General features: G+C 47.7%; 22 protein-coding genes. 15 read left to right on the top strand and 7 right to left on the bottom strand.

Features of this window, described 5'->3' with window-relative positions; genetic code table 11:
- Positions 1 to 245: 245 nt before the first annotated feature.
- The gene (locus AUL54_RS09380; RefSeq protein ID WP_060963683.1) at positions 246 to 1,139 is read right to left on the bottom strand and encodes a cation diffusion facilitator family transporter; all 894 of its coding nucleotides are present in this window, start codon (positions 1,137 to 1,139) and stop codon (positions 246 to 248) included.
- A 429-nt stretch (positions 1,140 to 1,568) separates the two neighbouring features.
- On the opposite strand from AUL54_RS09380, the gene AUL54_RS09375 reads away from it, so the two are divergent.
- From AUL54_RS09375 to AUL54_RS09360, 4 genes are all read left to right on the top strand, one after another.
- Positions 1,569 to 2,189 (top strand): nitroreductase family protein, encoded by a 621-nt coding sequence (locus AUL54_RS09375; RefSeq protein WP_060963682.1) that lies wholly within the window; start codon positions 1,569 to 1,571, stop codon positions 2,187 to 2,189.
- Positions 2,190 to 2,213: 24 nt separating this feature from the next.
- Positions 2,214 to 3,152, top strand: a complete 939-nt coding sequence (locus AUL54_RS09370; protein WP_060963681.1) for a ring-cleaving dioxygenase — start codon at positions 2,214 to 2,216, stop codon at positions 3,150 to 3,152.
- A gap of 132 nt (positions 3,153 to 3,284) precedes the next feature.
- Entirely contained in the window at positions 3,285 to 3,674 is a 390-nt protein-coding gene (locus AUL54_RS09365) for a DoxX family protein (protein ID WP_007609195.1), read from the top strand.
- Positions 3,675 to 3,847: 173 nt separating this feature from the next.
- The gene (locus AUL54_RS09360; protein WP_060963680.1) at positions 3,848 to 4,186 is read left to right on the top strand and encodes a thioredoxin family protein; all 339 of its coding nucleotides are present in this window, start codon (positions 3,848 to 3,850) and stop codon (positions 4,184 to 4,186) included.
- A gap of 64 nt (positions 4,187 to 4,250) precedes the next feature.
- Here the strand turns inward: AUL54_RS09360 and AUL54_RS09355 are convergent, their stop codons facing one another.
- On the bottom strand, positions 4,251 to 4,634 hold the full coding sequence (locus tag AUL54_RS09355) for a DUF2512 family protein (RefSeq protein WP_016936861.1): 384 nt from the start codon (positions 4,632 to 4,634) through the stop codon (positions 4,251 to 4,253).
- A 151-nt stretch (positions 4,635 to 4,785) separates the two neighbouring features.
- On the opposite strand from AUL54_RS09355, the gene AUL54_RS09350 reads away from it, so the two are divergent.
- The 4 genes from AUL54_RS09350 to tatC all read left to right on the top strand — a co-directional run bounded on the left by AUL54_RS09350 (position 4,786) and on the right by tatC (position 8,227).
- Entirely contained in the window at positions 4,786 to 5,214 is a 429-nt protein-coding gene (locus AUL54_RS09350) for a cell wall hydrolase (protein ID WP_060965079.1), read from the top strand.
- A 261-nt stretch (positions 5,215 to 5,475) separates the two neighbouring features.
- Entirely contained in the window at positions 5,476 to 7,227 is a 1,752-nt protein-coding gene (locus tag AUL54_RS09345) for an alkaline phosphatase D family protein (RefSeq protein ID WP_060963679.1), read from the top strand.
- A 12-nt stretch (positions 7,228 to 7,239) separates the two neighbouring features.
- The gene (locus tag AUL54_RS09340; protein WP_003156681.1) at positions 7,240 to 7,437 is read left to right on the top strand and encodes a twin-arginine translocase TatA/TatE family subunit; all 198 of its coding nucleotides are present in this window, start codon (positions 7,240 to 7,242) and stop codon (positions 7,435 to 7,437) included.
- Between the two features lie 61 nt (positions 7,438 to 7,498).
- Positions 7,499 to 8,227 carry a twin-arginine translocase subunit TatC gene (gene tatC, locus AUL54_RS09335; protein WP_060963678.1) on the top strand — a complete coding sequence of 243 codons (729 nt, stop codon included), beginning with the start codon at positions 7,499 to 7,501 and terminating at the stop codon, positions 8,225 to 8,227.
- On the opposite strand, the gene pcp is transcribed toward tatC, so the two are convergent.
- On the bottom strand, positions 8,224 to 8,871 hold the full coding sequence (gene pcp / locus AUL54_RS09330; protein ID WP_060963677.1) for a pyroglutamyl-peptidase I: 648 nt from the start codon (positions 8,869 to 8,871) through the stop codon (positions 8,224 to 8,226). The genes tatC and pcp overlap by 4 nt on opposite strands.
- A 71-nt stretch (positions 8,872 to 8,942) precedes the next feature.
- On the opposite strand from pcp, the gene AUL54_RS09325 reads away from it, so the two are divergent.
- Entirely contained in the window at positions 8,943 to 10,070 is a 1,128-nt protein-coding gene (locus tag AUL54_RS09325) for an aminotransferase class V-fold PLP-dependent enzyme (protein WP_060963676.1), read from the top strand.
- Positions 10,071 to 10,104: 34 nt separating this feature from the next.
- Here the strand turns inward: AUL54_RS09325 and lmr(B) are convergent, their stop codons facing one another.
- Entirely contained in the window at positions 10,105 to 11,544 is a 1,440-nt protein-coding gene (lmr(B), locus tag AUL54_RS09320; RefSeq protein ID WP_060963675.1) for a lincomycin efflux MFS transporter Lmr(B), read from the bottom strand.
- Between the two features lie 37 nt (positions 11,545 to 11,581).
- Entirely contained in the window at positions 11,582 to 12,148 is a 567-nt protein-coding gene (locus AUL54_RS09315; protein ID WP_060963674.1) for a TetR/AcrR family transcriptional regulator, read from the bottom strand.
- Between the two features lie 176 nt (positions 12,149 to 12,324).
- Here AUL54_RS09315 and AUL54_RS09310 point away from each other — a divergent pair, with 176 nt between their 5' ends.
- From AUL54_RS09310 to AUL54_RS09295, 4 genes are all read left to right on the top strand, one after another.
- Entirely contained in the window at positions 12,325 to 13,440 is a 1,116-nt protein-coding gene (locus tag AUL54_RS09310) for a type II asparaginase (RefSeq protein ID WP_060963673.1), read from the top strand.
- Between the two features lie 195 nt (positions 13,441 to 13,635).
- Entirely contained in the window at positions 13,636 to 14,280 is a 645-nt protein-coding gene (locus tag AUL54_RS09305; protein ID WP_007409033.1) for a lipase EstA, read from the top strand.
- A 136-nt stretch (positions 14,281 to 14,416) separates the two neighbouring features.
- A complete protein-coding gene (locus AUL54_RS09300) occupies positions 14,417 to 15,487 on the top strand; it encodes a helix-turn-helix domain-containing protein (RefSeq protein WP_060963672.1) in 1,071 nt (356 codons plus the stop codon).
- A 129-nt stretch (positions 15,488 to 15,616) separates the two neighbouring features.
- A complete protein-coding gene (locus AUL54_RS09295; protein WP_016936849.1) occupies positions 15,617 to 16,549 on the top strand; it encodes an aldo/keto reductase in 933 nt (310 codons plus the stop codon).
- 43 nt (positions 16,550 to 16,592) lie between these two features.
- Here AUL54_RS09295 and AUL54_RS09290 read toward each other — a convergent pair whose 3' ends face one another.
- Entirely contained in the window at positions 16,593 to 17,588 is a 996-nt protein-coding gene (locus tag AUL54_RS09290; RefSeq protein ID WP_060963671.1) for a DUF5105 domain-containing protein, read from the bottom strand.
- Between the two features lie 128 nt (positions 17,589 to 17,716).
- On the opposite strand from AUL54_RS09290, the gene AUL54_RS09285 reads away from it, so the two are divergent.
- A complete protein-coding gene (locus AUL54_RS09285; protein ID WP_060963670.1) occupies positions 17,717 to 19,120 on the top strand; it encodes a YcdB/YcdC domain-containing protein in 1,404 nt (467 codons plus the stop codon).
- Between the two features lie 200 nt (positions 19,121 to 19,320).
- Positions 19,321 to 20,679, top strand: a complete 1,359-nt coding sequence (locus tag AUL54_RS09280) for a YcdB/YcdC domain-containing protein (RefSeq protein WP_060963669.1) — start codon at positions 19,321 to 19,323, stop codon at positions 20,677 to 20,679.
- On the opposite strand, the gene AUL54_RS09275 is transcribed toward AUL54_RS09280, so the two are convergent.
- Complete coding sequence (locus tag AUL54_RS09275) at positions 20,676 to 21,179, bottom strand: peptidoglycan L-alanyl-D-glutamate endopeptidase CwlK (protein ID WP_060963668.1); 504 nt, start codon at positions 21,177 to 21,179, stop codon at positions 20,676 to 20,678. The two genes, AUL54_RS09280 and AUL54_RS09275, sit on opposite strands and share 4 nt — an antisense overlap.
- Positions 21,180 to 21,192 lie beyond the last annotated feature (13 nt).

Below are 21,192 nucleotides of genomic sequence, written 5' to 3'. Positions count from 1 at the left end.
CTTTTTGGCGTCTTCACATATCTCTTTCTCCTCCGCCTCAGGCGAAGCTCTGTGTCAGTAAATAAGGGAAATGGGGAAACAAGATGAAAACAAAGGGAAATAGAATCCGTTCTGAACATCGCAAAGGAAAATGGCTTACGGTTAAAATATGAAGGGGCGGACATAAATGAAACGGGAATATATAAAGAAACAGCACAAAACAAAAAAGCTTGTAGAGAAACATCATTTCTCTACAAGCTGCTTTTTCATTCTTCAAAATAAGGATTCACATGGATGAGCACTTCTTCAACATCTGAAAAGTGTCTTTTGATGTCATTTCGGATTTCGCGGGCAATATCGTGTCCCTGCTTAATCGTCAAATCATGATCCAAAGATAACCGGACATCAAGCAATTTATAGTGGCCGTGTTCTCTCGCTCGGATTTTATCGAGCCGTTTGACTTGAGGACAATGCAAAATAACCGCTTTATATTCCTCTATCAGTTCGGGATCAACACTTTTTTCCATGAGAACGTCAACAGACGGCCTGATTAATTCCATTGAAATCTTAAAAATGAGGTACGCCACGATGACACTGGCAATTGCATCGGCGTACAACAGATAGGACCACCCGCGGGCGTTCCCGATAATCGCCAATAGGACGCCGATAAAAGCGGCAAGAGAGGCAACGATATCGCCTTTATGATCGTATGCAATCGCTATAATCGCTTTACTGTTCCATTTTTCTCCTTGTTTGATCGAATAACGATATAAGATCTGCTTAGCCGCATAGGATATCAGAGCCGCAAACAATGCGCTGTATTGCGGGATGCTTGGACCTTCAACAAAGGACGAAATCGCTTCTATTAGAATATACACGGAAACGAGCACTAATATTATTCCTACAATCGCTTCGCTGATGACCTCAGCTTTGCCATGCCCGAAAGGATGGTCTTGATCGGGCGGCTTATTAGAAATGCCGATGACGGCCAGGACAGCAATCGAGGCCACGACATCTGCTGCAGAGTGTATACCGTCGGCAAAAACGGCTTCACTATCGCCTATCAGTCCAAAAAAGATCTTTCCTGCCATTAAGATCAGATTGGCTATCAATGCAATCAAAGCAACTTTTTTGCTTATTTGTTCTCTTTCACTTGTCATTTTGTCCTCCTATAAAACTGCGCAAAAAAAGAGGAGCGCTTTTGATTCGCTCTCCGTATCCTTTCTTGTGTAATCACTTTGCTTATCATACCAATTCAGTTTCGAGTGGGTCTATAGCAAGGTTTTTTCCTGTTTACTAATAAATAAGGTGACAGAAAAAAAGTTGGAGCAGGGCTAAACAGTACACAGACAAAATGGCGCTGAATTTAAAAATGAACTGTTGACATTTAAGTATTTATCCTTTATTATTATCTTGAATTCAAGATATTTTAATTCGAGATAATTTAATTAGAGTGCAGGATAAGAACCAGACGATCTTTTGAATCACGAAAAGATCAGTGAAGAGAACGTTTCATTTTTTGATTATATGCTATTTGATTTTTTATACGATAATATCTCGAATTCGAGATAAAAGGGAGTGCGAGAGAAATGGCTGAATTTGTACAGCTAGTGAATGAAAGAAGATCTGCAAGCAACTTTCTTCCGGATCATCCAATCACAAGAGATGAACTCAATGAAATGTTTGAATTGGTTGCGTTGACTCCATCAGCTTTTAATTTGCAGCACACAAAATATGTGACGGTTCTTGACCCGGATGTAAAAGAAAAGCTGAAGCAGGCCGCAAACGGACAATATAAAGTGTTTAGCTCATCAGCGGTTCTTTTGGTTTTAGGGGATAAGCAGGCATATCAGCAAGCGGCTGACATCTATGAAGGATTGAAGATGCTGGGGGTATTAAATAAACAAGAGTATGATCATATGGTTCAAGACACCGTTTCGTTTTATGAAAACAGGGGAGAACCATTTAAGAGAGATGAGGCGATAAGAAATGCTTCACTTTCTGCGATGATGTTTATGCTGAGTGCTAAGGAAAAAGGCTGGGACACCTGTCCGATGATAGGGTTTGATGCTGAAGCCGTGAAACAGATTTTGAATATAGATGATCAATTTGAGGTCGTCATGATGATTACAATCGGGAAAGAAAAAACAGAAAGCAGAAGGCCGCGCGGCTACCGAAAGCCTGTGAATGAGTTTGTGGAGTATATTTAACTATTTGTAAAGGAGCGGATAAAAATGGCTAAAAAAACGATGGGAATCCATCATATTACAGCAATTGTCGGTCACCCTCAAGAGAATGCTGATTTCTACGCTGGAGTGCTGGGGCTGCGATTGGTCAAGCAAACGGTCAATTTTGATGATCCGGGTACGTATCACCTTTATTTTGGGGATGAAGGCGGGAAGCCGGGAACAATCATCACCTTCTTTCCGTGGGCGGGAGCCCGCCAAGGCATCATTGGAGACGGACAGGTCGGCGTGACATCTTACGTCGTGCCGAAGGGTGCCATGGCGTTTTGGGAAAAGAGACTTGAAAAGTTCAACATTCCATACACCAAAATCGAGCGTTTTGGAGAACAATATATAGAGTTTGATGATCCGCACGGTCTGCATTTAGAAATCGTGGAAAGAGAAGCAGGGGAAGCCAATACGTGGACTTTCGGAGATGTAACCCCGGATGTTGCCATTAAAGGCTTTGGCGGTGCGACCCTGTTATCAGCACAGCCTGAAAAAACAGGTGAATTGCTAGAAAACATCATGGGGCTTGAGCGAGTCGGTAAAGAAGGAGACTTCGTTCGTTATCGTTCTGCCGGTGATATCGGAAATGTGATTGACCTTAAGTTAACGCCTATCGGCCGCGGACAAATGGGTGTCGGCACGGTCCATCACATCGCTTGGCGGGCTCAGGATGACGAAGATCAATTAGATTGGCAAAGATTCATTGCTGCGCACGGATATGGTGTAACTCCTGTTCAGGATAGAAACTATTTTAATGCGGTTTACTTCAGAGAACATGGGGAAATCTTATTTGAGATCGCCACTGATCCGCCGGGCTTTGCCCATGATGAGTCCCAAGAAACAATGGGCGGAAAACTGATGCTCCCTGAGCAGTATGAACCGCACCGGGCACAAATTGAACAAGGGCTGCTGCCGTTTGAAGTGAGAGAATTAGATTGATTTATAGATGAACGTGAAGCATGAAAAAAAATAAAAAGACATACATTTAACAGATGTTTGCTGGAAGCGGCTGTTGGTAAACAAGCTGCCTTGCAGCACATCCTATAATATGAAACATAAGGAGAGATAAAAATGGAAGATGCAGGACTATTACTTATTCGAATCATGATTGGTGTGGTGTTTCTGTTTTACGGATCACAAAAATTATTCGGCTGGTTTGGCGGATACGGAATTAAAGGAACCGGACAATGGTTCGAGTCAATTGGAGTTAAACCAGGCAATGCCGCGGCCGCTTTATCAGGTCTCGGGGAACTCGCAAGCGGAATTTTATTTATTTTAGGTGTATTCCTCCCGCTCGGAGCTGCTATTATAACGATTATTATGTTAGGTGCTATCGTAAAAGTTCATGGAGCGAAAGGGTTTGCGAACGGTGCCGGCGGTTTTGAATATAACTTGGTGCTGATTGCAGTCTCCATCGGAGTTGCACTCATCGGTTCAGGAGCTTACGCTTTGCATTTTTAATATAAGGATCTAAGAACAGTTACTGAAAAGCGGTAACTGTTCTTTTATGTTTCAAGCACAACGTTCAGGTGCTCTGAATAGCAAAAAAGCGGATATGTTCAATATAAATGTGTATAGTGAATGATATGCATATTGAAAGTCATGAAAGACGAGTCAATTGAAGGAGGAATTTGATGAAAGAGATGGCAGAATTACATTCATTAGATTCTATCGAGAATTTTATTAAACAGCATCAATTCAGTTTTATTTACATTTCAAGACCCGCCTGTACAGTATGTCACGCTGTTCTGCCGCAGCTCAGAAAAGTATTGGATCAGTTTCCGAATATCAAATTGGGGCATATCAATGCTGACGAGGCAGAAGAGGTGGCCGGCAGATTTTCAGTCTTCACTGTCCCCGTGCTTCTTTTGTTCATTGATGGGACTGAGTTTCTGAGAGAAGCCCGCTTTGTTCATTTTGAACAGCTTGAAGAAAGGCTGAAAAGGGTTTATCAGTTATATCAAGATGTATAAAGCGTTTATACCTTTACCAATAAAAAGCCCCCTTTAAGGGGGCTTTTATCCGGCCTTTTTTGCGTTATTCGGACCGGGGCTCTAAAAAACGGGACCCGCCCAAGTCTTTTCTCATCAGATAAATATGGAAAAAATATTCTCCGACCGCGATGATGATGGCGGAAATAAGAGCGGCAAACGCCAGTCTTCCTCCTGAAATGCCCATGGACAGCGGCATTCCCATCAGCCAGACAACAAGAAACGCGATTCCGAAATCAGCGGATGCCGCCGTGATATTATTCCATCTCGGAAGCACGTACAGGTCGCCCGTAAAGTAGGAAACGGCTCCCAACACAATGGTCATCAGCAGCACGTCGCCGAATGTAAAGCGAAAACCTAAGCCGAGTACCAGATACAGAATAATGATGGTCATGATGCCTTTAATGGCAAGCGCTTTAATGTGTTCCATGCGAATTCCTCCTTATGGAAATCATGTTAGTATGTTTCCTCATCACGTGAAATATAAACCTTTTTTTGTGAACATTTGTTTTCTGGCTTTTGGCTGTCATCACTGGGCCGAGGCTGAATATGATGAAGGGAGAAAAACGGGAGGTGTCATGATGGCAGTCGTAAAAGCGTCGAGCGCCGATGTCGATCTAATGGCAAGGCTGCTCAGGGCGGAAGCGGAAGGCGAAGGGAAGCAGGGAATGCTTTTGGTCGGCAATGTGGGAATCAATCGGGTGCGGGCGAATTGTTCTGATTTTAAAGGCCTGCGCACCATCAGGCAGATGGTGTTTCAGCCGCACGCGTTTGAAGCGGTGACTCATGGATATTTTTACCAAAGGCCGCGCGAATCTGAGCGGAGGCTTGCCCGCCGGAATATTAACGGAGAACGGTTTTGGCCGGCTAAATTCAGCCTGTGGTATTTTAAGCCGCCGGGAAACTGCCCGCCGACATGGTACAATCAGCCGTTTGTCGGCAGATTCAAATCCCACTGCTTCTATCAGCCGACAGGGGAAACGTGCGAAAACGTGTACAATACATTTTAATCCCGGAGCACCGTTCTCAGAATGAACGGTGTTTTTTAATTTCTTATGAAGAAAAATAGGAACAAAGTGCGCTTGACGGATGAAAAGCCAAACAGAAACGGAGGGGGTTTTCTCCCGGACGGGAAAGATTTGTCGAAATAATGTGAAAAATGTCTCCCGCCGTTCACTTTCCGCCCTTACAAATCCTTCACACTTCTTCATAACGGTTTAACATTTCTTTTCTATAATGGGGGCGATCAATGAGACGAAAGGGGAACTGACATGACACATGACGGCCGTTTAGATGAATGGATCAAGGAATTGGAGAACAAAAGCTTTCAAAACAATACGTTTGACCGCCGCGCATTTATACAGGGCGCCGGGAAAATCGCAGGCCTTTCCCTCGGGCTGGCGATCGCGCAATCCATCGGCGCGTTTGAAGTGAATGCCGCTCCGAAGTTTTCAAACTATCCGTTCACCCTCGGCGTGGCCTCCGGTGATCCGCTGTCTGACAGCGTCATTCTCTGGACACGCCTTGCCCCGGACCCGCTGAATGGGGGAGGAATGCCGAATCAGGCTGTTCCGGTTAAATGGGAAATCGCCACTGATGAACATTTCCGCCATGTCGTTAACCGCGGAACGGAAATGGCCAAACCGAATCTCGGACATTCCGTCCATGTTGAAGCGGACGGGCTTAAACCCAATAAAGTGTACTATTATCGGTTTAAAAGCGGGCATGAGCTCAGCCCTGTCGGCCGGACGAAAACGCTGCCCGCTGCCGGTGCTGACGTATCCGCCATGACGTTTGCGTTTGCCTCTTGCCAGCAGTATGAACACGGCTATTATACGGCGTATAAACATATGGCGAAGGAAAAGCTTGATCTCGTATTCCATCTCGGAGATTACATTTATGAATACGGGCCGAACGAATATGTGGCAAAGACGGGGAATGTCAGGACGCACAGCAGCGCCGAAGTGTACACACTGTCAGATTATCGCAACCGTCACGCCCAATACCGCTCTGATGCCAATCTGAAAGCCGCCCACGCCGCATTTCCGTGGGTCGTGACTTGGGACGATCATGAGGTGGAGAACAATTATGCCAATGTCATTCCTGAAAAAGGCCAATCGGTTGAAGCGTTTGTGCTCAGAAGGGCTGCGGCTTATCAGGCTTATTATGAACACATGCCGCTCAGACGCATGTCGCTTCCGAACGGCCCTGATATGCGGCTGTACAGGCAATTTTCTTATGGCAATTTAGCATCGTTCAATGTGCTTGATACAAGACAGTACAGAGATGATCAGGCCAACGGCGACGGGAATAAACCGCCTTCTGATGAGTGGAGAGATCCGAAGCGCACATTGATGGGGACAGAGCAGGAGCAATGGCTCTTCGACAACTTAGCCGCTTCAAAAGCGAAGTGGAATGTGCTGGCCCAGCAAATCTTTTTCGCGCAATGGAATTTCGGAACAACCGACAATCCGATATTCAGCATGGATTCATGGGACGGCTACCCGGCGCAGCGGGAGCGGGTCATCAATTTTATAAAAAGCAAAAACCTGAACAATGTCATCGTGCTGACGGGTGATGTTCATGCAAGCTGGGCGTCAAACCTGCATACCGATTTTAATCAAACGAATTCAAAGATCTTCGGAGCCGAATTCGTCGGGACTTCCATCACATCGGGAGGAAACGGGGCGGATAAACGGGCTGATACGGATCAAATCTTAAAACAAAACCCGCACATTAAGTTTTTTAACGATTACCGCGGTTATGTCCGCTGTACGGTGACGCCTGCCCAATGGAGAGCGGATTACAGAGTGGTGCCGTATGTGACGGAGCCGGGGGCTGAGGTATCCACGCGGGCTTCATTCATTTATCAAAAAGACCAGACGGGGATTCGGAAGGTCTCTCAAGCGGCGGTTGCAGGCGGCTTAAAGCAGTCAAATGAGGTGGAAGAGGATCGTTTCTTCGCCCATAACAGTGCGCATGAAAAGCAAATGAGACAGAAACGGGCCAAAATTTCACAATAAGGGGGCATACTTATGTTTTCAAATATCGGCATTCCCGGGTTAATCTTGATTTTTGTCATCGCTCTGATCATTTTCGGGCCTTCAAAGCTTCCGGAAATCGGCCGTGCCGCCGGCCGCACGCTGCTTGAATTTAAAAGCGCCGCAAAAACACTGGTCTCAAATGAAGAGCCGGACAAGCAGACGGCTGAGAAAGACAAAACGGCAGGCTGAATCCTGACACGGGGGCAGAGATCCGTTTCTGCCCCTTCTTTGATATAAGGAGGATGTACGATTGGATAAAAAAGAAACCCACTTGATCGGGCATTTAGAGGAAGTCCGGCAGCGTCTCATTAAAACCGTTATCGCCTTTCTCGTGTTTTTTATCGGCGCATGCTGGTTTGTGCAGGATATTTATGACTGGCTGATCAAGGATTTGCATGGAAGGCTGGCTGTTTTAGGGCCGAGCGAGATTTTATGGGTGTATATGATGATTGCGGGAATATGCGCCATTACGGCAACGATTCCGGTTGCGGCCTTTCAGCTCTGGCGTTTTACGGCGCCGGCTTTGACCCCGTTTGAACGCCGCGCCGCTTTGCTTTACATTCCGGGGCTCTCAGTTTTGTTTATTATCGGAATTTCCTTCGGGTATTTTGTGCTGTTTCCGATTGTGCTCGGATTTTTAACACAATTATCCGCCGGCCATTTTGACATGGTATTTACGGCGGACAAGTATTTTTCTTTTATGCTTAACATGACATTGCCGTTCGGGTTTTTGTTTGAAATGCCTCTGGCTGTCATGTTTCTGACGCGGCTCGGGATCGTGAACCCATCCCGGCTGGCAAAGGCGAGGAAGCTTTCGTATTTCGTGCTGATCGTCGTCTCGGTGCTGATTACGCCGCCGGATTTTATGTCTGACTTTCTCGTCATGATTCCGCTGCTCGTCCTCTATGAAATCAGTGTGACGCTGTCCCGCATCGTTTACCGAAAGAAGAAATGGGCAGAGACGGCGTCAGCCGCTTAGTGAAGCTCGCCTCCGCCGGTTTCAATATCGTCCTCATGCGCCGCGGCGGTCACCGCGGCGATTTTGAGCGCTTTTGTGATGTGATCCAGGCTGAGGCTCGGCGCGGACTTCTGCAAGGTTTGTTCCGGAATGTACGGGATGTGAATAAATCCGCCGCGGATGTGCGGATGATGGCGGCTGATTTCATCCATCAGTCCGTAAAAGAGATGATTGCATACAAACGTCCCCGCCGTGTAGGATACAGCCGCGGGAATGCCTTCCTTTTTTATTTCTTCAACGATCCGTTTGATCGGAAGGCCGGTCCAGTAGGCCGCGGGACCGCCTTGAGAAATGTCTTCCCCGACAGGCTGATTCCCTTCGTTATCCGGTATGCGCGCCTCATTCAGGTTGATCGCGACCCGTTCCGGCGTGACCTGCATTCTGCCGCCTGCCTGTCCGGCACAGATGATAATGTCGGGCTGATGTTTCGTGATTGCCTCCCGCAGCACGGCAAGGGACTTATGAAAAACGGTCGGCACTTGTTCAGATACGATAGCAGCAGAGCCTTCAGCGGCACCATCCAGCCGTTTGACCGCTTCCCATGAAGGATTGACCGTTTCCCCGCCGAAGGGGTCGAAGCCTGTCAGCAATACTTTTTTCTCCATCATAAACCCTCCTTTTCTTTTTACCATACTCTATAATGGACATATATTCCTGCCGAAGGGGGAAACATGTCTTGAATTCGTCTCTGGTGCCATACCGATCTTTATTTCCGGCGCTCCGCACACATACGATGCTCGCCAGCTGCTCCCAAAGCGCTCTTGCCCGGCCGGTTTCAAAAGCGATCAATGACTACCAGGAAAGCCTGCTTCAGCACGGCGGAAACTGGGATGAAGCCATGGGCCGCTCGGAGCAGGCAAGGTGTGAATTTGCGAAATTAATCGGCGCTCAGCCTGAAGAAATCGCCATTTTACCTTCAGTAACGGCTGCTGCCTCTGCCGTCGTCTCAGCTTTACCGGATTGCCGAAAGAAGCAGGCGGTGTATACGGAATTGGATTTTCCGGCAATCGCCCACATTCTGAAGGCGCAGACTGAGATGGAGCTTTCAGTCATCCCGTCTGAAGAAGGAATGATCCCGTTAGAGCAATATGAAACGTATATCACGGAGCAGACGCGTATCACCTGTGTTCCGCATGTATCCTATACATCCGGTTTTGTCCAGGATATGAAGCGCATTGCCGAGATATCCGCAAAGAAGGGATCGCTTCTTTTTGTCGATGCTTATCAATCGGCGGGGCACATCCCGATTGATGTAAAAGAATGGGGAGTTGATATGCTCGCTGCGGGCGCGAGAAAGTATATGCTCGGCATACCGGGAACGGCGTTTCTTTATGTCAGAAAGGAACTTGCCGAACGGATGAAGCCGAAAGTCACCGGGTGGTTCGGACAGCAGCGGGAGTCGATGCTGGATTTGACCGGTTTTTCTTATGCGGACGGAGCCAAACGCTTTGAAACCGGAACCCCGGCATTTATCAGCATATATGCGGCACAGGCGGCTTTATCCCTTTTAAACGATGTCGGCATAGACCGCATTCATCGGGAAGTAAAAAAACTCAGCGCATTTGCGTATGAATACGCTTCTGAAAAAGGACTGACTCTCACAGGCCCGCCGTCTGCCGATGACAGACCCGGCATGATTTCCATACGGGATGAAAAAGCGGCGGAGACCGCTGCGCTTTTGAAGCGGAAAAACATTGTATGCGCACCCAGCGGACAAATCATCCGGCTGGCGCCTCATTTCTATAACACGGCAGATGACCTTATCTGTGCGATTGATGAACTGGCTGAAGCGCTCATGATATAAAAAACAGCAGACCCGCGGGAAGTCTGCTGTTTTCTTATGAGTGATTCACTTTGACCCGTTTCATAAATAAAGCGACGATCAGACCGATAACGGCGACAATCATCGCGAAGATAAAGGCGTGCTGGACGCCCGCAATCAGCGCGTGAGAGTATGCGGAAGGATCATTCGGGTTTTTCGCGGTGCTCATATAATTCTTCTGGCCGGCAGCCATGATGCTGACCGCCACCGCAGTGCCGATTGCGCCGGCCATCTGCTGGAGCGTATTCATAATGGCTGTTCCATCCGGATAAAATTCCGGCGGCAGCTGATTTAAGCCGTTCGTTTGCGCCGGCATCATGATCATGGAAATTCCGATCATCAGGCATGTATGAAGCGCGACAATCAGAAGCGCCGTTGAAGCGCCGTTAATGTTTGAGAAAAACGAAAGCACGGTGGCCGTGATGACAAACCCGGGAATGACAAGCCACTTCGGCCCGTATTTATCAAACAGACGTCCCGTTATCGGAGACATAAATCCGTTTAAAATACCGCCCGGAAGCAGGATGAGTCCGGACGTAAATGCCGTCAGCAGCAATCCGCTTTGTAAATACATAGGCAAGAGAAGCATTGTTGATAAGATAACCATCATACAGATAAATACAATCACGACACCGAGAATAAACATCGGATAGCGGAAAGCGCGCAGATTCATCATCGGCTGCTTCATTTTCAGCTGCCTGATGGAGAATAAAATGAGCGCGATCGCACCGACAGTAAGCGAACCGATAACCGTCGGGCTTGACCAGCCGCCTGATCCTTCGCCCGCATTGCTGAAACCGAAGACGATGCCGCCGAATCCGATCGTGGACAGAATAATGGAAAGCACGTCAATTTTCGGCTTTGTAATGTCGGATACGTTCTGCATGTAGGCGATGCCGAATAAAAGAGCCAAGACGAGAAACGGCAGGGAAATCCAGAAAATCCAATGCCAGTTCAAATGCTCTAACACAAGCCCTGAAAATGTCGGCCCGATCGCAGGAGCGAACATGATGACAAGCCCGATCGTCCCCATCGCCGCTCCGCGCTTATGCGGCGGGAAGATGACGAGGATCGTATTAAACATCAGCGGCAGCAGCAGTCCGGTTCCTAAAGCCTGCACGATTCTTGCCGCCAAAAGAAACGGAAAGCTCGGCGCAAGCGCTGCAATCAGCGTGCCGATAATGGAAAAAGCGAGTGAAACGATAAACAGCTGTCTTGTCGTAAACCATTGCAAAAGCAGACCTGAAACCGGGACAAGAATACCGAGAACGAGCAGATAGCCCGTCGTCAGCCACTGGACGGTCGCGGGAGTGATATGCAGCTCCTTCATCAGGTCGGTCAGGGCAATATTCAGCGCCGTTTCACTGAACATGCCGATAAATCCTGCCATCAGCAAAGAAATCATGATCGGCATAACTTTATATTGTTTGGAAGGCTGAGCGTTTTCCAAAATCATTCTCCTCTCTTTCTATACGTAACATGTCTCTTGTATTTTATGTCTTCAGCAGGTTGGGGATTTGTTTGGATATATGGATGATCGGCATTTTGTCTTTTTTTGCTAAAGACAAAATGATGCCGCCTTCTATCAGGGCATTTAAAACAGTGCTGATTTCCGCCGCTTTCTCATCGGAAAAACCGGCTGATCTCAATTTGCCGGCGAACAGATTCTCCCATTCCTGATAAGCGCATTGACAGGCCTGCTGGAGCTTTTCGCTCGTTAAAGCCGTCTCGGCAGCCAGTAAACCGACAGGAAACCCTTCGAAATTCTCCGGACATGTGAATTGGCTTGATAAGTCCTGTAAAAACGCTTGAATGCTTTCCGCAGGGTCGGGATAGGCATCAAGGCTTTCTTTTATTTTCATACGGATATAATGGCTCATTTCTTTGACAGCCTCAATGGCGAGCTGCTCTTTGCCGTCCGGAAAATGATAGTAAAGAGAACCTTTCGGCGCGCCGCTTTCTTTAATAATCTGATTCAGTCCCGTGCCGTAATACCCCTGAAGCTGAAACAGCCTGGTTGCCGCAGCGAGGATTTTTTCACGAGAATCTCCATAACTCATAATGTTCCCACCTTACTGATTGATGACAAATTTAAAATATAGTGACTGGTCTATTATCTTGATTTCCCATGACGGTGTCAAGGATTTTTACAGTTATTTTCTTCGGAAGATTGCCTGACAAGCGCGTTGACCGATGAGAGGGAAATCTTCATAAATAAAGAAAAGGAGAGAAAAGAATGAAAAAACAATTCATGCCATTCATTACATTTATCACGGTTCTATTCTTCATAGCGGCCGGCTGCTCCCAATCTCCTCAGGCGAAAGAAACACCGCACCAGATGGCAGCCGCAGCCTCAGCAAAAAAAGACAGACTGCCGAATATTAAAATTCTTGCCACCGGCGGCACAATTGCAGGCGCTGCTCCTTCAAAGACGTCCGCCACGGAGTACACCGCAGGGGCAATCGGAGTTGATGCCCTGATTCAGGCCGTTCCGGAGATGAAGGAGGTCGCGCATGTCAGCGGAGAACAGATTGTGAATATCGGCAGCCAGAATATGAATAACGAGACCCTGCTGAAACTTTCAAAACGGGTAAACAAGCTGCTCAAGTCTGATGATACAGACGGCATTGTCATTACACATGGAACAGACACACTTGAGGAAACCGCTTATTTTCTCAATCTGACGGTCAAAAGTGACAAACCCGTCGTTGTCGCCGGGTCAATGAGGCCGTCCACGGCGATCGGAGCTGACGGGCCGTCCAACTTATATAACGCGGTAAAAACCGCGGCTGCGCCTGATGCGAAAGGCAAGGGGACGCTTGTCGTATTAAATGACAGAATCGCTTCGGCGCGATATGTGACAAAAACCAATACAACCGCGACCGACACATTCAAATCGGAAGAAATGGGTTATATCGGTACGATTGCTGATGACATCTATTTTAATAACATCATGACCCGAAAGCATACGAAAGATACAGATTTCCAGATCGATAAACTTGATAAACTGCCGCAGGTCGATATTATATACGGCTATCAAAATGACGGAAGCTATCTCTTTGAAGCCGCCGCAAAATCAGGAGCGCAAGGCATTATTTTTGCAGGTCCGGGAAACGGCTCAATGTCTGATGCGGCGCTAAAAGGCGCCGTAAAGTCGGTCAAAAGCGGGCTGGCGGTCGTCCGCTCCACAAGGACGGGAAACGGGGCGGTAACACCTAATCGAGAGTATGAGAAAGACCATCTGACAGCTTCAAACTCTCTCAACCCTCAAAAAGCGCGGATTCTGCTGATGCTCGCGCTGACAAAAACGCATGACCCTAAGCGGATTCAAACCTATTTCAATGAGTACTAGGAGAAGAGCACCATGTGTTCTCTCCTTTTTTTGTTTGCCGTATTAAAGCATAAGTGTGCTTTTGGGAAAGGGGCGTCTTTCTCATTTTTCCGCCTCTTTTTCAATTGTTGAAAACAGGAAAAAATACTCTATTTTTTCCTTTTCTTCTCTAATAGAATGAAAATTGCAAAAAATTACATAACAGGGGGAAAGTTCATGAAACAAATCAAAAGCAAAATCCTAGCGATTCTTACAGTCTGCATGCTGTCCGTCATTTCCGTATTTGCCTTCCAGCCGACCGTATCGAAAGCCTCCTCAGAGCATAACCCGGTTGTCATGGTCCACGGAATCGGCGGGGCGTCCTTTAACTTCGCGGGAATCAAAACGTACTTGGCATCCCAAGGCTGGTCAAGAAATGAGATGTACGCCATTGATTTTCTGGATAAAACCGGAAACAACAGACACAATGCACCGAGACTGTCAAATTACGTGAAAAAAGTGCTCAGCGAAACAGGCGCGAAAAAAGTCGATATCGTCGCGCACAGCATGGGCGGCGCCAACACACTCTATTACATTAAAAATCTTGACGGCGGGGACAAAATCGCAAACGTCGTCACACTCGGCGGAGCGAACGGCCTTGTGACCAACAGAGCGCTTCCGGGAACTGATCCGAACCAAAAGATTTTATATACATCGATTTACAGCTCAGCGGACTTAATCGTCCTGAACCCGCTGTCACGGCTGATCGGCGGGAAAAACGTGCAGATTCACGGTGTCGGGCACATCGGACTTTTAATGAACAGCCAAGTAAACGGGCTGATTAAAGAAGGTCTGAACGGCGGCGGACAAAATACAAATTAACTGTTTCAAAGCCCCGGAGAAAGAGAATCTCCCGGGGCCTTTTTTTCTTCCAAATTCTTTTTTAGCCGTAAACCAAGCTCTCTGAAGTTATTTTTGTTAAAATAATAAAGTTATATCAGAATTCGGAGGGTTTATTGTGGGAAAAGTGAAAAGAAATGCCCCTTGCCCATGCGGCAGCGGGAAGAAATATAAAAAATGCTGCGGAAGTAAAGCAGCAGCCATTCCGGCAGACATCGCGGCAAAAGAAGCGAAACAGATTCAGGAAAGCCTAATGGAGTACGCCTTTACAGCACATAGAGACGGCATATCATCATTTATTAACCAGCACGAGTTCATTGCGGAGCTGGACAGACAGACAAAAGACATCGGAGTCTTCAACCTCGGCATCTGGGGCATTTTCTTCCGTCCGCTGGCAGGCGGCAAGACGATTTTTGAAGAATACCTTCAGAAAAAAGCCGGCGGCATCAACCGTCCGAAAACACGGGAAATCGTTGAATCATGGAAAAGCATGACACCAGCGGTTATGGTGCTTGAAGATGTGAAAGAAGGAATGATTCACTTTGAAGATGTGATGACGAAAAAACAATTCAAAGTGGAAATGGACGTCAGCCAGCAGGACCTTCCGCCGGAGGGAAGCCTGATTCTCGGCTATCCGATCCACGAAGCGGAAAAAGCGGAGTTCTTCATGCAATTTACGATCTTCCCTGTGACGCGGACCGAAGCTTTGATCAGCAAAGTGAAGAAGGCGGCGGCCCCGGCCCTTGCGGAAGGAAAATCGCCTGAGCGCTTTATGGAGGAAAACTTCGACACTGTGCTGGCCGCTCTTTTAGGAACTGCAGAAGAGCCTGAGCAGGCTGCTGAAGAAAAACAGACAGAGTGGGCAAACGACATGGAGAAAGAAACGGCAGACGCCATTGAAAAAGGCCTGAGCGGGGATGAATACCCTGCTGAGCTGGTTCCGGCCGTTATTGATCTGTGGAAAACGTTCTGTGTCAAAAAAGCACCGACGATCAGAAAGCCGGAAGCCTTCGCGGCGGCGGTCGAATATTATGTAAACAGCATTTCTCTGAACGGCGCGTCCGTTTCTCAAGCGAAGCTGGCGAAGAAGTACGGCGTCAGCGCCTCAACGATTTCCAGCCGCTATAAGGAAATCGAGGGTGCTCTCACGGATGAAGCCGAACGCTTCGCCGCAGCTCTGACATCTTAATACACGGCAAAAAAACCTTGAAGGGCAAACGCTTTTCAAGGTTTTTTCTGTAGATAGGTTCTCAGGCAGGATAATTCTTACCGTCTATCTAATACTAAACAGAGGTATAAAAGGAAGGAGACCTGGGCAATGGAGGAAACACGTACGCTCGGCAGGACGGATTTACGGGTAAAGCGTATCGGTTTTGGCGCAAATGCGGTCGGAGGACATAATCTGTTTCCAAATCTCAATGATGAAACGGGAAAAGAACTCATCCGCACAGCATTGGATGGCGGCGTCAATTTTATTGATACGGCGTTTATATACGGTTTGGGGCGGTCAGAAGAGTTAATCGGTGAAGTTGTCGCAGAGCGCGGCGTGCGGGACAGCCTCGTCATTGCCTCAAAGGGCGCGCACAAAGAAGTCAACGGGCAGATCGAACTGGACAACAGCCGTGAATTTCTTCGAAGTGAGGCGGAAAAAAGCCTAAAGCGGCTGAAAACAGATGTGATTGATCTGTACTACGTTCACTTCCCTGACGGAAAAACACCGCTGTCCGAGGTGGCGGGCACGTTAAAAGAACTGAAGGACGAAGGGAAAATCAGAGCAATCGGCGCGTCCAATCTCAGCTTCGGGCAACTGCAGGAGTTTAACGCGGACGGCTATTTAGAGGTTTTTCAGTCGGAATATTCACTGATTCAGCGTGAGGCGGAGCGCGATCTGCTGCCTTACTGTGAAAAGAACGGCATTTCCTTTATTCCTTATTTCCCGCTTGCTTCCGGCTTGCTGACGGGAAAGTTTACAAAAGACACAGTCTTTGAGGACAGCCGAAAGAACAGGCCGCCGTTTCAGGGAGAAGCTTTTCACCAAAACCTGGAGAGAGTGGATAAGATGCGGGCCGTTGCCGAAGAAAAAGGCGTGCAGACAGCGCATATCGCACTCGCGTGGCTTCTGTCACAGCCTGCGGTGGATGCGATCATTCCCGGAGCCAAACGCCCCGACCAGCTGAAACACAATCTGGACGCGCTTGATGTGCAGTTAACCGAGGACGAGGTTCAATATATCAGTGACATCTTTAAGTGAAAATAAAAAAAGGAAATAGCCTGCGCTATTTCCTTTCTTGTTGTCAGGACGTTTTCAAAAACGCTTCCGTCAATCCTTCCAGATCGGCATCTGTATCCAGATACCACTGGCCGCGGGCATTTTTCTTCATTTCAATTTCTTTTGTCACTGAAGAAGAAGCCGGTTTCAGGCGCATAAACTCTTCTGGATAGACAGAAAGCAGGTGGCTGACAATGTCGTTTTCATCAGCATCGGGGTGCTTTCCGGCATAGTCTTGTACGCGGTCTTGCAGCCTGCCCGCAAGCGGAGACATATCAAGCGGCGTCACATTGGCTTCAAGGACGGCTTTTTTGCCTGACATGGATTTGGTATGCACCTTGAGCTCTGTGTTATCCCGCAGGGCTGATGACATGGCGTCAATAATAGCGGAAATGGCTTTTGAATCCGCCTGTTCCTGTGAAATGCCTGCTGAAGCGATAAAGCTGGCTTTCGCCGATTCCTGATATGCGGCGGCCGTCATTTTTTCATTTACACCGGTCAGGCGGGTGAAATCTTTATTGTGCTTGCCGTACAGCATCACATCAATGTATGCGGATAATGCGTCCGCCGGTTCAGGTTTTGCTTTTGAGGCTGTGCCTTTGACTTTCAGTTTATAAGATAAAGGCTTCGCGTCTTTTGCCTGCGGCTGATATACCAATTCATATGATTTGCCTTCGTCAGCCGTGAAGTACAGATTGCCCGTCACTGTCTTGCCCGCATGAAGCGTGCCGCTCTGCATCTGGTCTTCCTTATCGGCCGCCGCTGTTTTCGCGTCATTCTGGTAAAGCGAGAAGTCGCTGCTTTTGACGGTAAGCGGGTCTTTGCCCGTATTTTTGACGGTGACCGTTACTTTAAGCGCGGCCGGATGTTCGGCATCGTCTGAAGCGGCCCACGCCGTATCTTTTATATTCACTTTCGCCGTGCCGCTTTCCTGGCCGCTGCTCGTTTCGCTGCTGCATGCGGCGGTAAATGCCGTGAGAAGCAAAATGAAAAACACGGCGCTCATTTTTTTGATGGACATCTGGTTAACCCCCTGTTGTTGTAATGGTTGATTCAATAGTCATGAAGAAAGGTAGGTTAATTATACTAGATTTGTTTAAAAGAGTCTTGGTAATAATGAATCTTTTTGGAAGAAAAGGAAGTGTTATGATGAAAAAAGAAGAATTGAAACAGCTGGCTCTCAGAATCGGAAACGTACCTGCAGGCTACGAGAGTAATGTGGAAGAATATCAGGAAGATGAGGTTCTGTTTTGGTGGGAAGACAAGAATGATCCGGAAGCCGGCATCATGGTCGAATTGGACGGGGACGGAAAACTGAAATCCTTATCCCGTCCGGCTTTCCGGACTGATCTGCCGCCTCTTTCGGAATCGGACATAGAAGAACGGATGCGGGCGTTTGTAGAAACCCATCGTCCGGGGGCGTTGGCTGAGTTCGAATTGGAGAAAAAAAGCTCCGTAAATGATGGTGATGTGAGATATTCCTATGTTCAGATAGCTGACGGTCTGCCGCTTCCGCTGACCGGGTTATACGTTGACCTGGCTGTGACAGGGGAAGTAACCGGCTTTTCTTATCATGGGAGGGCGGATGAGCTGTTAAGACCCGGGACAATTGCGGACAAGCGGGATGCATTGGATCACTTTGTCAAACAAATAGAAGCAGAGCTATTGTTCACCGTTCTGCATCAGTCCGTCTATGTGCAGGGGGATGACAAGCCCCATCTCGTCTATGAAATCGTGTCTCCGCCGCGGCCGATATCGGCTGACCTGAAGGAAGAGAATGAAGAAATAGAAGAGTATGAAGAGCTGGAAGACGACGACACGCGGCCGTATGTCCCGATTTCACGCCCTGCACCTGAAGCGGAAAAGCTGAGCATCAATGACATGATCGGGCTGCATGACGGTTTTTATAAAGAGAGGGAAAGCGATCTTGGAGAGGGCAGTATCGGTATTGCCTGGCGCCCTGAAAAAACAAAATCCGTACGGGAAGATAAAAGCTTTGAAAGTCTGTTAAAAGAGCGGAATGAACATGTATTGAAAACAAGGTATGATAAAGAATCGGGCCGGCTCACCGGGGTAATGTCATTTATACAAAGTGAAGGCGAACCGGCGTTTTCCGAGGAAGAATGCCATCACATGGCCATCCGCTTTTTATTCGCCATGTTTCCGGAAGCGGATCAGTATTTCCGTGTTCAATATGATGAACCGGATGATGAAGGAGAAAACGTGGGACTTACATATAAGGCTTGTTCGGGCGGCGTTGATTTGCGATTCGGAGAGGGGAGAATCTGTGTCAGCAAAAAGACGGGTCTTGTCACTGTATATATGCCGCCGGAAATTGATCCGAAAGAGCTTGATCATATCGATCCCGTTCCTTCATTGACAATGGAAGAGGCGAAGGACGCGATCCGCCGGAATATCAAAGCCGAGCTCGCTTGGGATCGCTGTTACGATGACGACAGCGGCAGAAAAGTGTACAGGCTCGTATACAAGCCGGTTTTCCCGCGGTTTATTGAGGCTCATACGGGAGAAGTGATTATGAGTTTAATAGGCTGAAGGTCATAGGCGTTCGTCCCGGGGCTTTTGCGGGAAGTGTGACATTTGTATGAAAAACAGCCGCTTTGAATACGGCTGTTTTCCCTCTTTGCTAAAAATAGACACATAAAAGGCACTTTCTTCCCTTTAAAAGGATAAGGCCGTTTTTATATAATAAAAAACAGTTCTTTTTTATACACTCTTCTGAAAGGATGACCCCATTGCTGAAAGAACATCTGAGAAAAAAAGCGCTGGAGATCGGGAACATACCGCCGCACTATGAGCTTGAAATAGAAGATTTTGATGAAAAACAAAAAACGAGAGCCTATTATATATGGAAAGATCGTAACCATCCGGACAAAACGGTAACGATTGAGCTGGGCGGCGACGGATCTTTGCTTGCATATTCGCGCAATGACCGTCCGGATTCAGACATTCAGCTGTCAGATGCCGAATTAAAGCTGACGGCTCTTCGGTTTGCGGCCAGACACCGCCCGCTTACTTTTATGAACTTCACTTTTCAGGCGAGGGAAGAACGCAATGGGTGCATCCGTTTTAACTATACAAAAAAGGTGTTCGGCAGGCCGCTTCCCGATTCGGGTTTTTTCGTTGATGTAACCGAGAGCGGCTTCGTCGTGCAGTTTATCTATTATGGGGATAAGGGTGAAGCGCCCGTCCCGGAAACATTCGTCGATCAGGAGAAAGTGATCTCGCATTATATGAGCGGGCTGTCATTCAGCCTCGTCTATGACGTTGTCAATTTTGAGAAAACGCCGCGTCTCGTCTATGAACCGATCCTGCCGGCCTACAGCTATCCCGCCGGAGAAGATGAAATCGTTCCGGATCAGCCGCTTTGCGAAGAGAGAAACGAACCGGCAAAGCCGCTTCCCGCGCTTAAATATAAAGGGGAAGCCAGCATCTATGAATTGATGGGGTTTACCGCGGATATGATTCAGACGCGCCGCCGCGGCCTCGGAGATGAGATCGGAACGACATGGCGGAAAGGGTCAGTTCCGGAACGGAAAGATTTGAGTATAGAAAGCTATTTTGAAAGCAGCAACAAAAATACAATGAAGATGAAAACGGACAAAAAGACAGGGAAAATGACGGCCTTTAAATCTTTTATTGAGCATGCAGGCCCGGCCGTTTATTCAGCAGAAGAGTGTGAGGAAGCCGCACTTCAGTTTTTATACAAGCTGTATCCGAGAGCGGACGAGTTTTTTAAAATGAATCCGCTGAAAACGGACGGCAGGGGCCGATTCCGCTTCCATTTTTCCGTATGGTATCGGGATATTCCGCTCCGGTTCGGCGCTGCGAGGATCATTGTCAGTCCCGTAACCGGGCTTGTGGAAGCTTACATGGCGCCTGATATTGATCCGGAACAGCTGGAGCGGATCAATCCGGTACCGGCCGTTACCCTTGAAGAAGCAAAGGCCGCTTTTTTATCTGATTTCCATCTGCAGCTGGAATGGCAGCGCGATTTTACGCCGTCCGGCAGTGAAGGGTATAAGCTTGTGTACAGGCCTGTATATCCTCCGTATATTGATGCGCAAAAGCGAAAAAAGAAAAGGTTTTATTAGCCAGGGATCATTTGTAAATGAGGATAATCTTTAAAGCCTTTCCAATCGCCTCCCCAATCAAAACCGAGCGTTTTGGCAATCGATACGACCTCAAGCCAATCGGGCGTGCCGTTTCGGTTTCCGTCGTACGCCATATCCCAAATCAGGCTGCCATCCTTTTTCTGCAGGGCGAAGTCGATGGCAAGGCCGTAATTGTGGTATGATTCTCCGCCTTTTGCGTAGGTGACGATGTTTCCTTTTTTTGAACGTCCTTGACGGTACAATTCGTTTTGTTCCTCAATTGATCTGAAACCCTCTGTGATAATGACGGTGATGCCTTTTTTCAGTGCGGCCGTCTGCAATAATTGCGCATTCTGTTTAACGAGCGGATGAAGATCGCTTGGTATGTCTCTTTCCTGTAATGCCGTTTGCGGCCTCAGTTCTTTCTGCACATAGGAAAAACATAGGTCTGCGGAAAAGAAGAGGATGAAAATCAGCGCTATTCTGGCTGGTAATCTCATGGCGGAATACTCT

The organism is Bacillus sp. SDLI1 (genome assembly GCF_001553895.1).
Taxonomy (GTDB): Bacteria; Bacillota; Bacilli; order Bacillales; family Bacillaceae; genus Bacillus; species Bacillus siamensis.
Note: the sequence above shows the minus strand (reverse complement) of the source record. Positions and strands in the feature narration are given on the sequence as shown.

Coding starts and splice junctions, on each gene's coding strand:
- AUL54_RS09380 (WP_060963683.1), bottom strand. CDS start 1,139: ATGACAAGTGAAAGAGAACAAATAAGCAAAAAAGTTGCTTTGATTGCA.
- AUL54_RS09375 (WP_060963682.1), top strand. CDS start 1,569: ATGGCTGAATTTGTACAGCTAGTGAATGAAAGAAGATCTGCAAGCAAC.
- AUL54_RS09370 (WP_060963681.1), top strand. CDS start 2,214: ATGGCTAAAAAAACGATGGGAATCCATCATATTACAGCAATTGTCGGT.
- AUL54_RS09365 (WP_007609195.1), top strand. CDS start 3,285: ATGGAAGATGCAGGACTATTACTTATTCGAATCATGATTGGTGTGGTG.
- AUL54_RS09360 (WP_060963680.1), top strand. CDS start 3,848: ATGAAAGAGATGGCAGAATTACATTCATTAGATTCTATCGAGAATTTT.
- AUL54_RS09355 (WP_016936861.1), bottom strand. CDS start 4,634: ATGGAACACATTAAAGCGCTTGCCATTAAAGGCATCATGACCATCATT.
- AUL54_RS09350 (WP_060965079.1), top strand. CDS start 4,786: ATGGCAGTCGTAAAAGCGTCGAGCGCCGATGTCGATCTAATGGCAAGG.
- AUL54_RS09345 (WP_060963679.1), top strand. CDS start 5,476: ATGACACATGACGGCCGTTTAGATGAATGGATCAAGGAATTGGAGAAC.
- AUL54_RS09340 (WP_003156681.1), top strand. CDS start 7,240: ATGTTTTCAAATATCGGCATTCCCGGGTTAATCTTGATTTTTGTCATC.
- pcp (WP_060963677.1), bottom strand. CDS start 8,871: ATGGAGAAAAAAGTATTGCTGACAGGCTTCGACCCCTTCGGCGGGGAA.
- AUL54_RS09315 (WP_060963674.1), bottom strand. CDS start 12,148: ATGAGTTATGGAGATTCTCGTGAAAAAATCCTCGCTGCGGCAACCAGG.
- AUL54_RS09310 (WP_060963673.1), top strand. CDS start 12,325: ATGAAAAAACAATTCATGCCATTCATTACATTTATCACGGTTCTATTC.
- AUL54_RS09305 (WP_007409033.1), top strand. CDS start 13,636: ATGAAACAAATCAAAAGCAAAATCCTAGCGATTCTTACAGTCTGCATG.
- AUL54_RS09295 (WP_016936849.1), top strand. CDS start 15,617: ATGGAGGAAACACGTACGCTCGGCAGGACGGATTTACGGGTAAAGCGT.
- AUL54_RS09290 (WP_060963671.1), bottom strand. CDS start 17,588: ATGTCCATCAAAAAAATGAGCGCCGTGTTTTTCATTTTGCTTCTCACG.
- AUL54_RS09285 (WP_060963670.1), top strand. CDS start 17,717: ATGAAAAAAGAAGAATTGAAACAGCTGGCTCTCAGAATCGGAAACGTA.
- AUL54_RS09275 (WP_060963668.1), bottom strand. CDS start 21,179: ATGAGATTACCAGCCAGAATAGCGCTGATTTTCATCCTCTTCTTTTCC.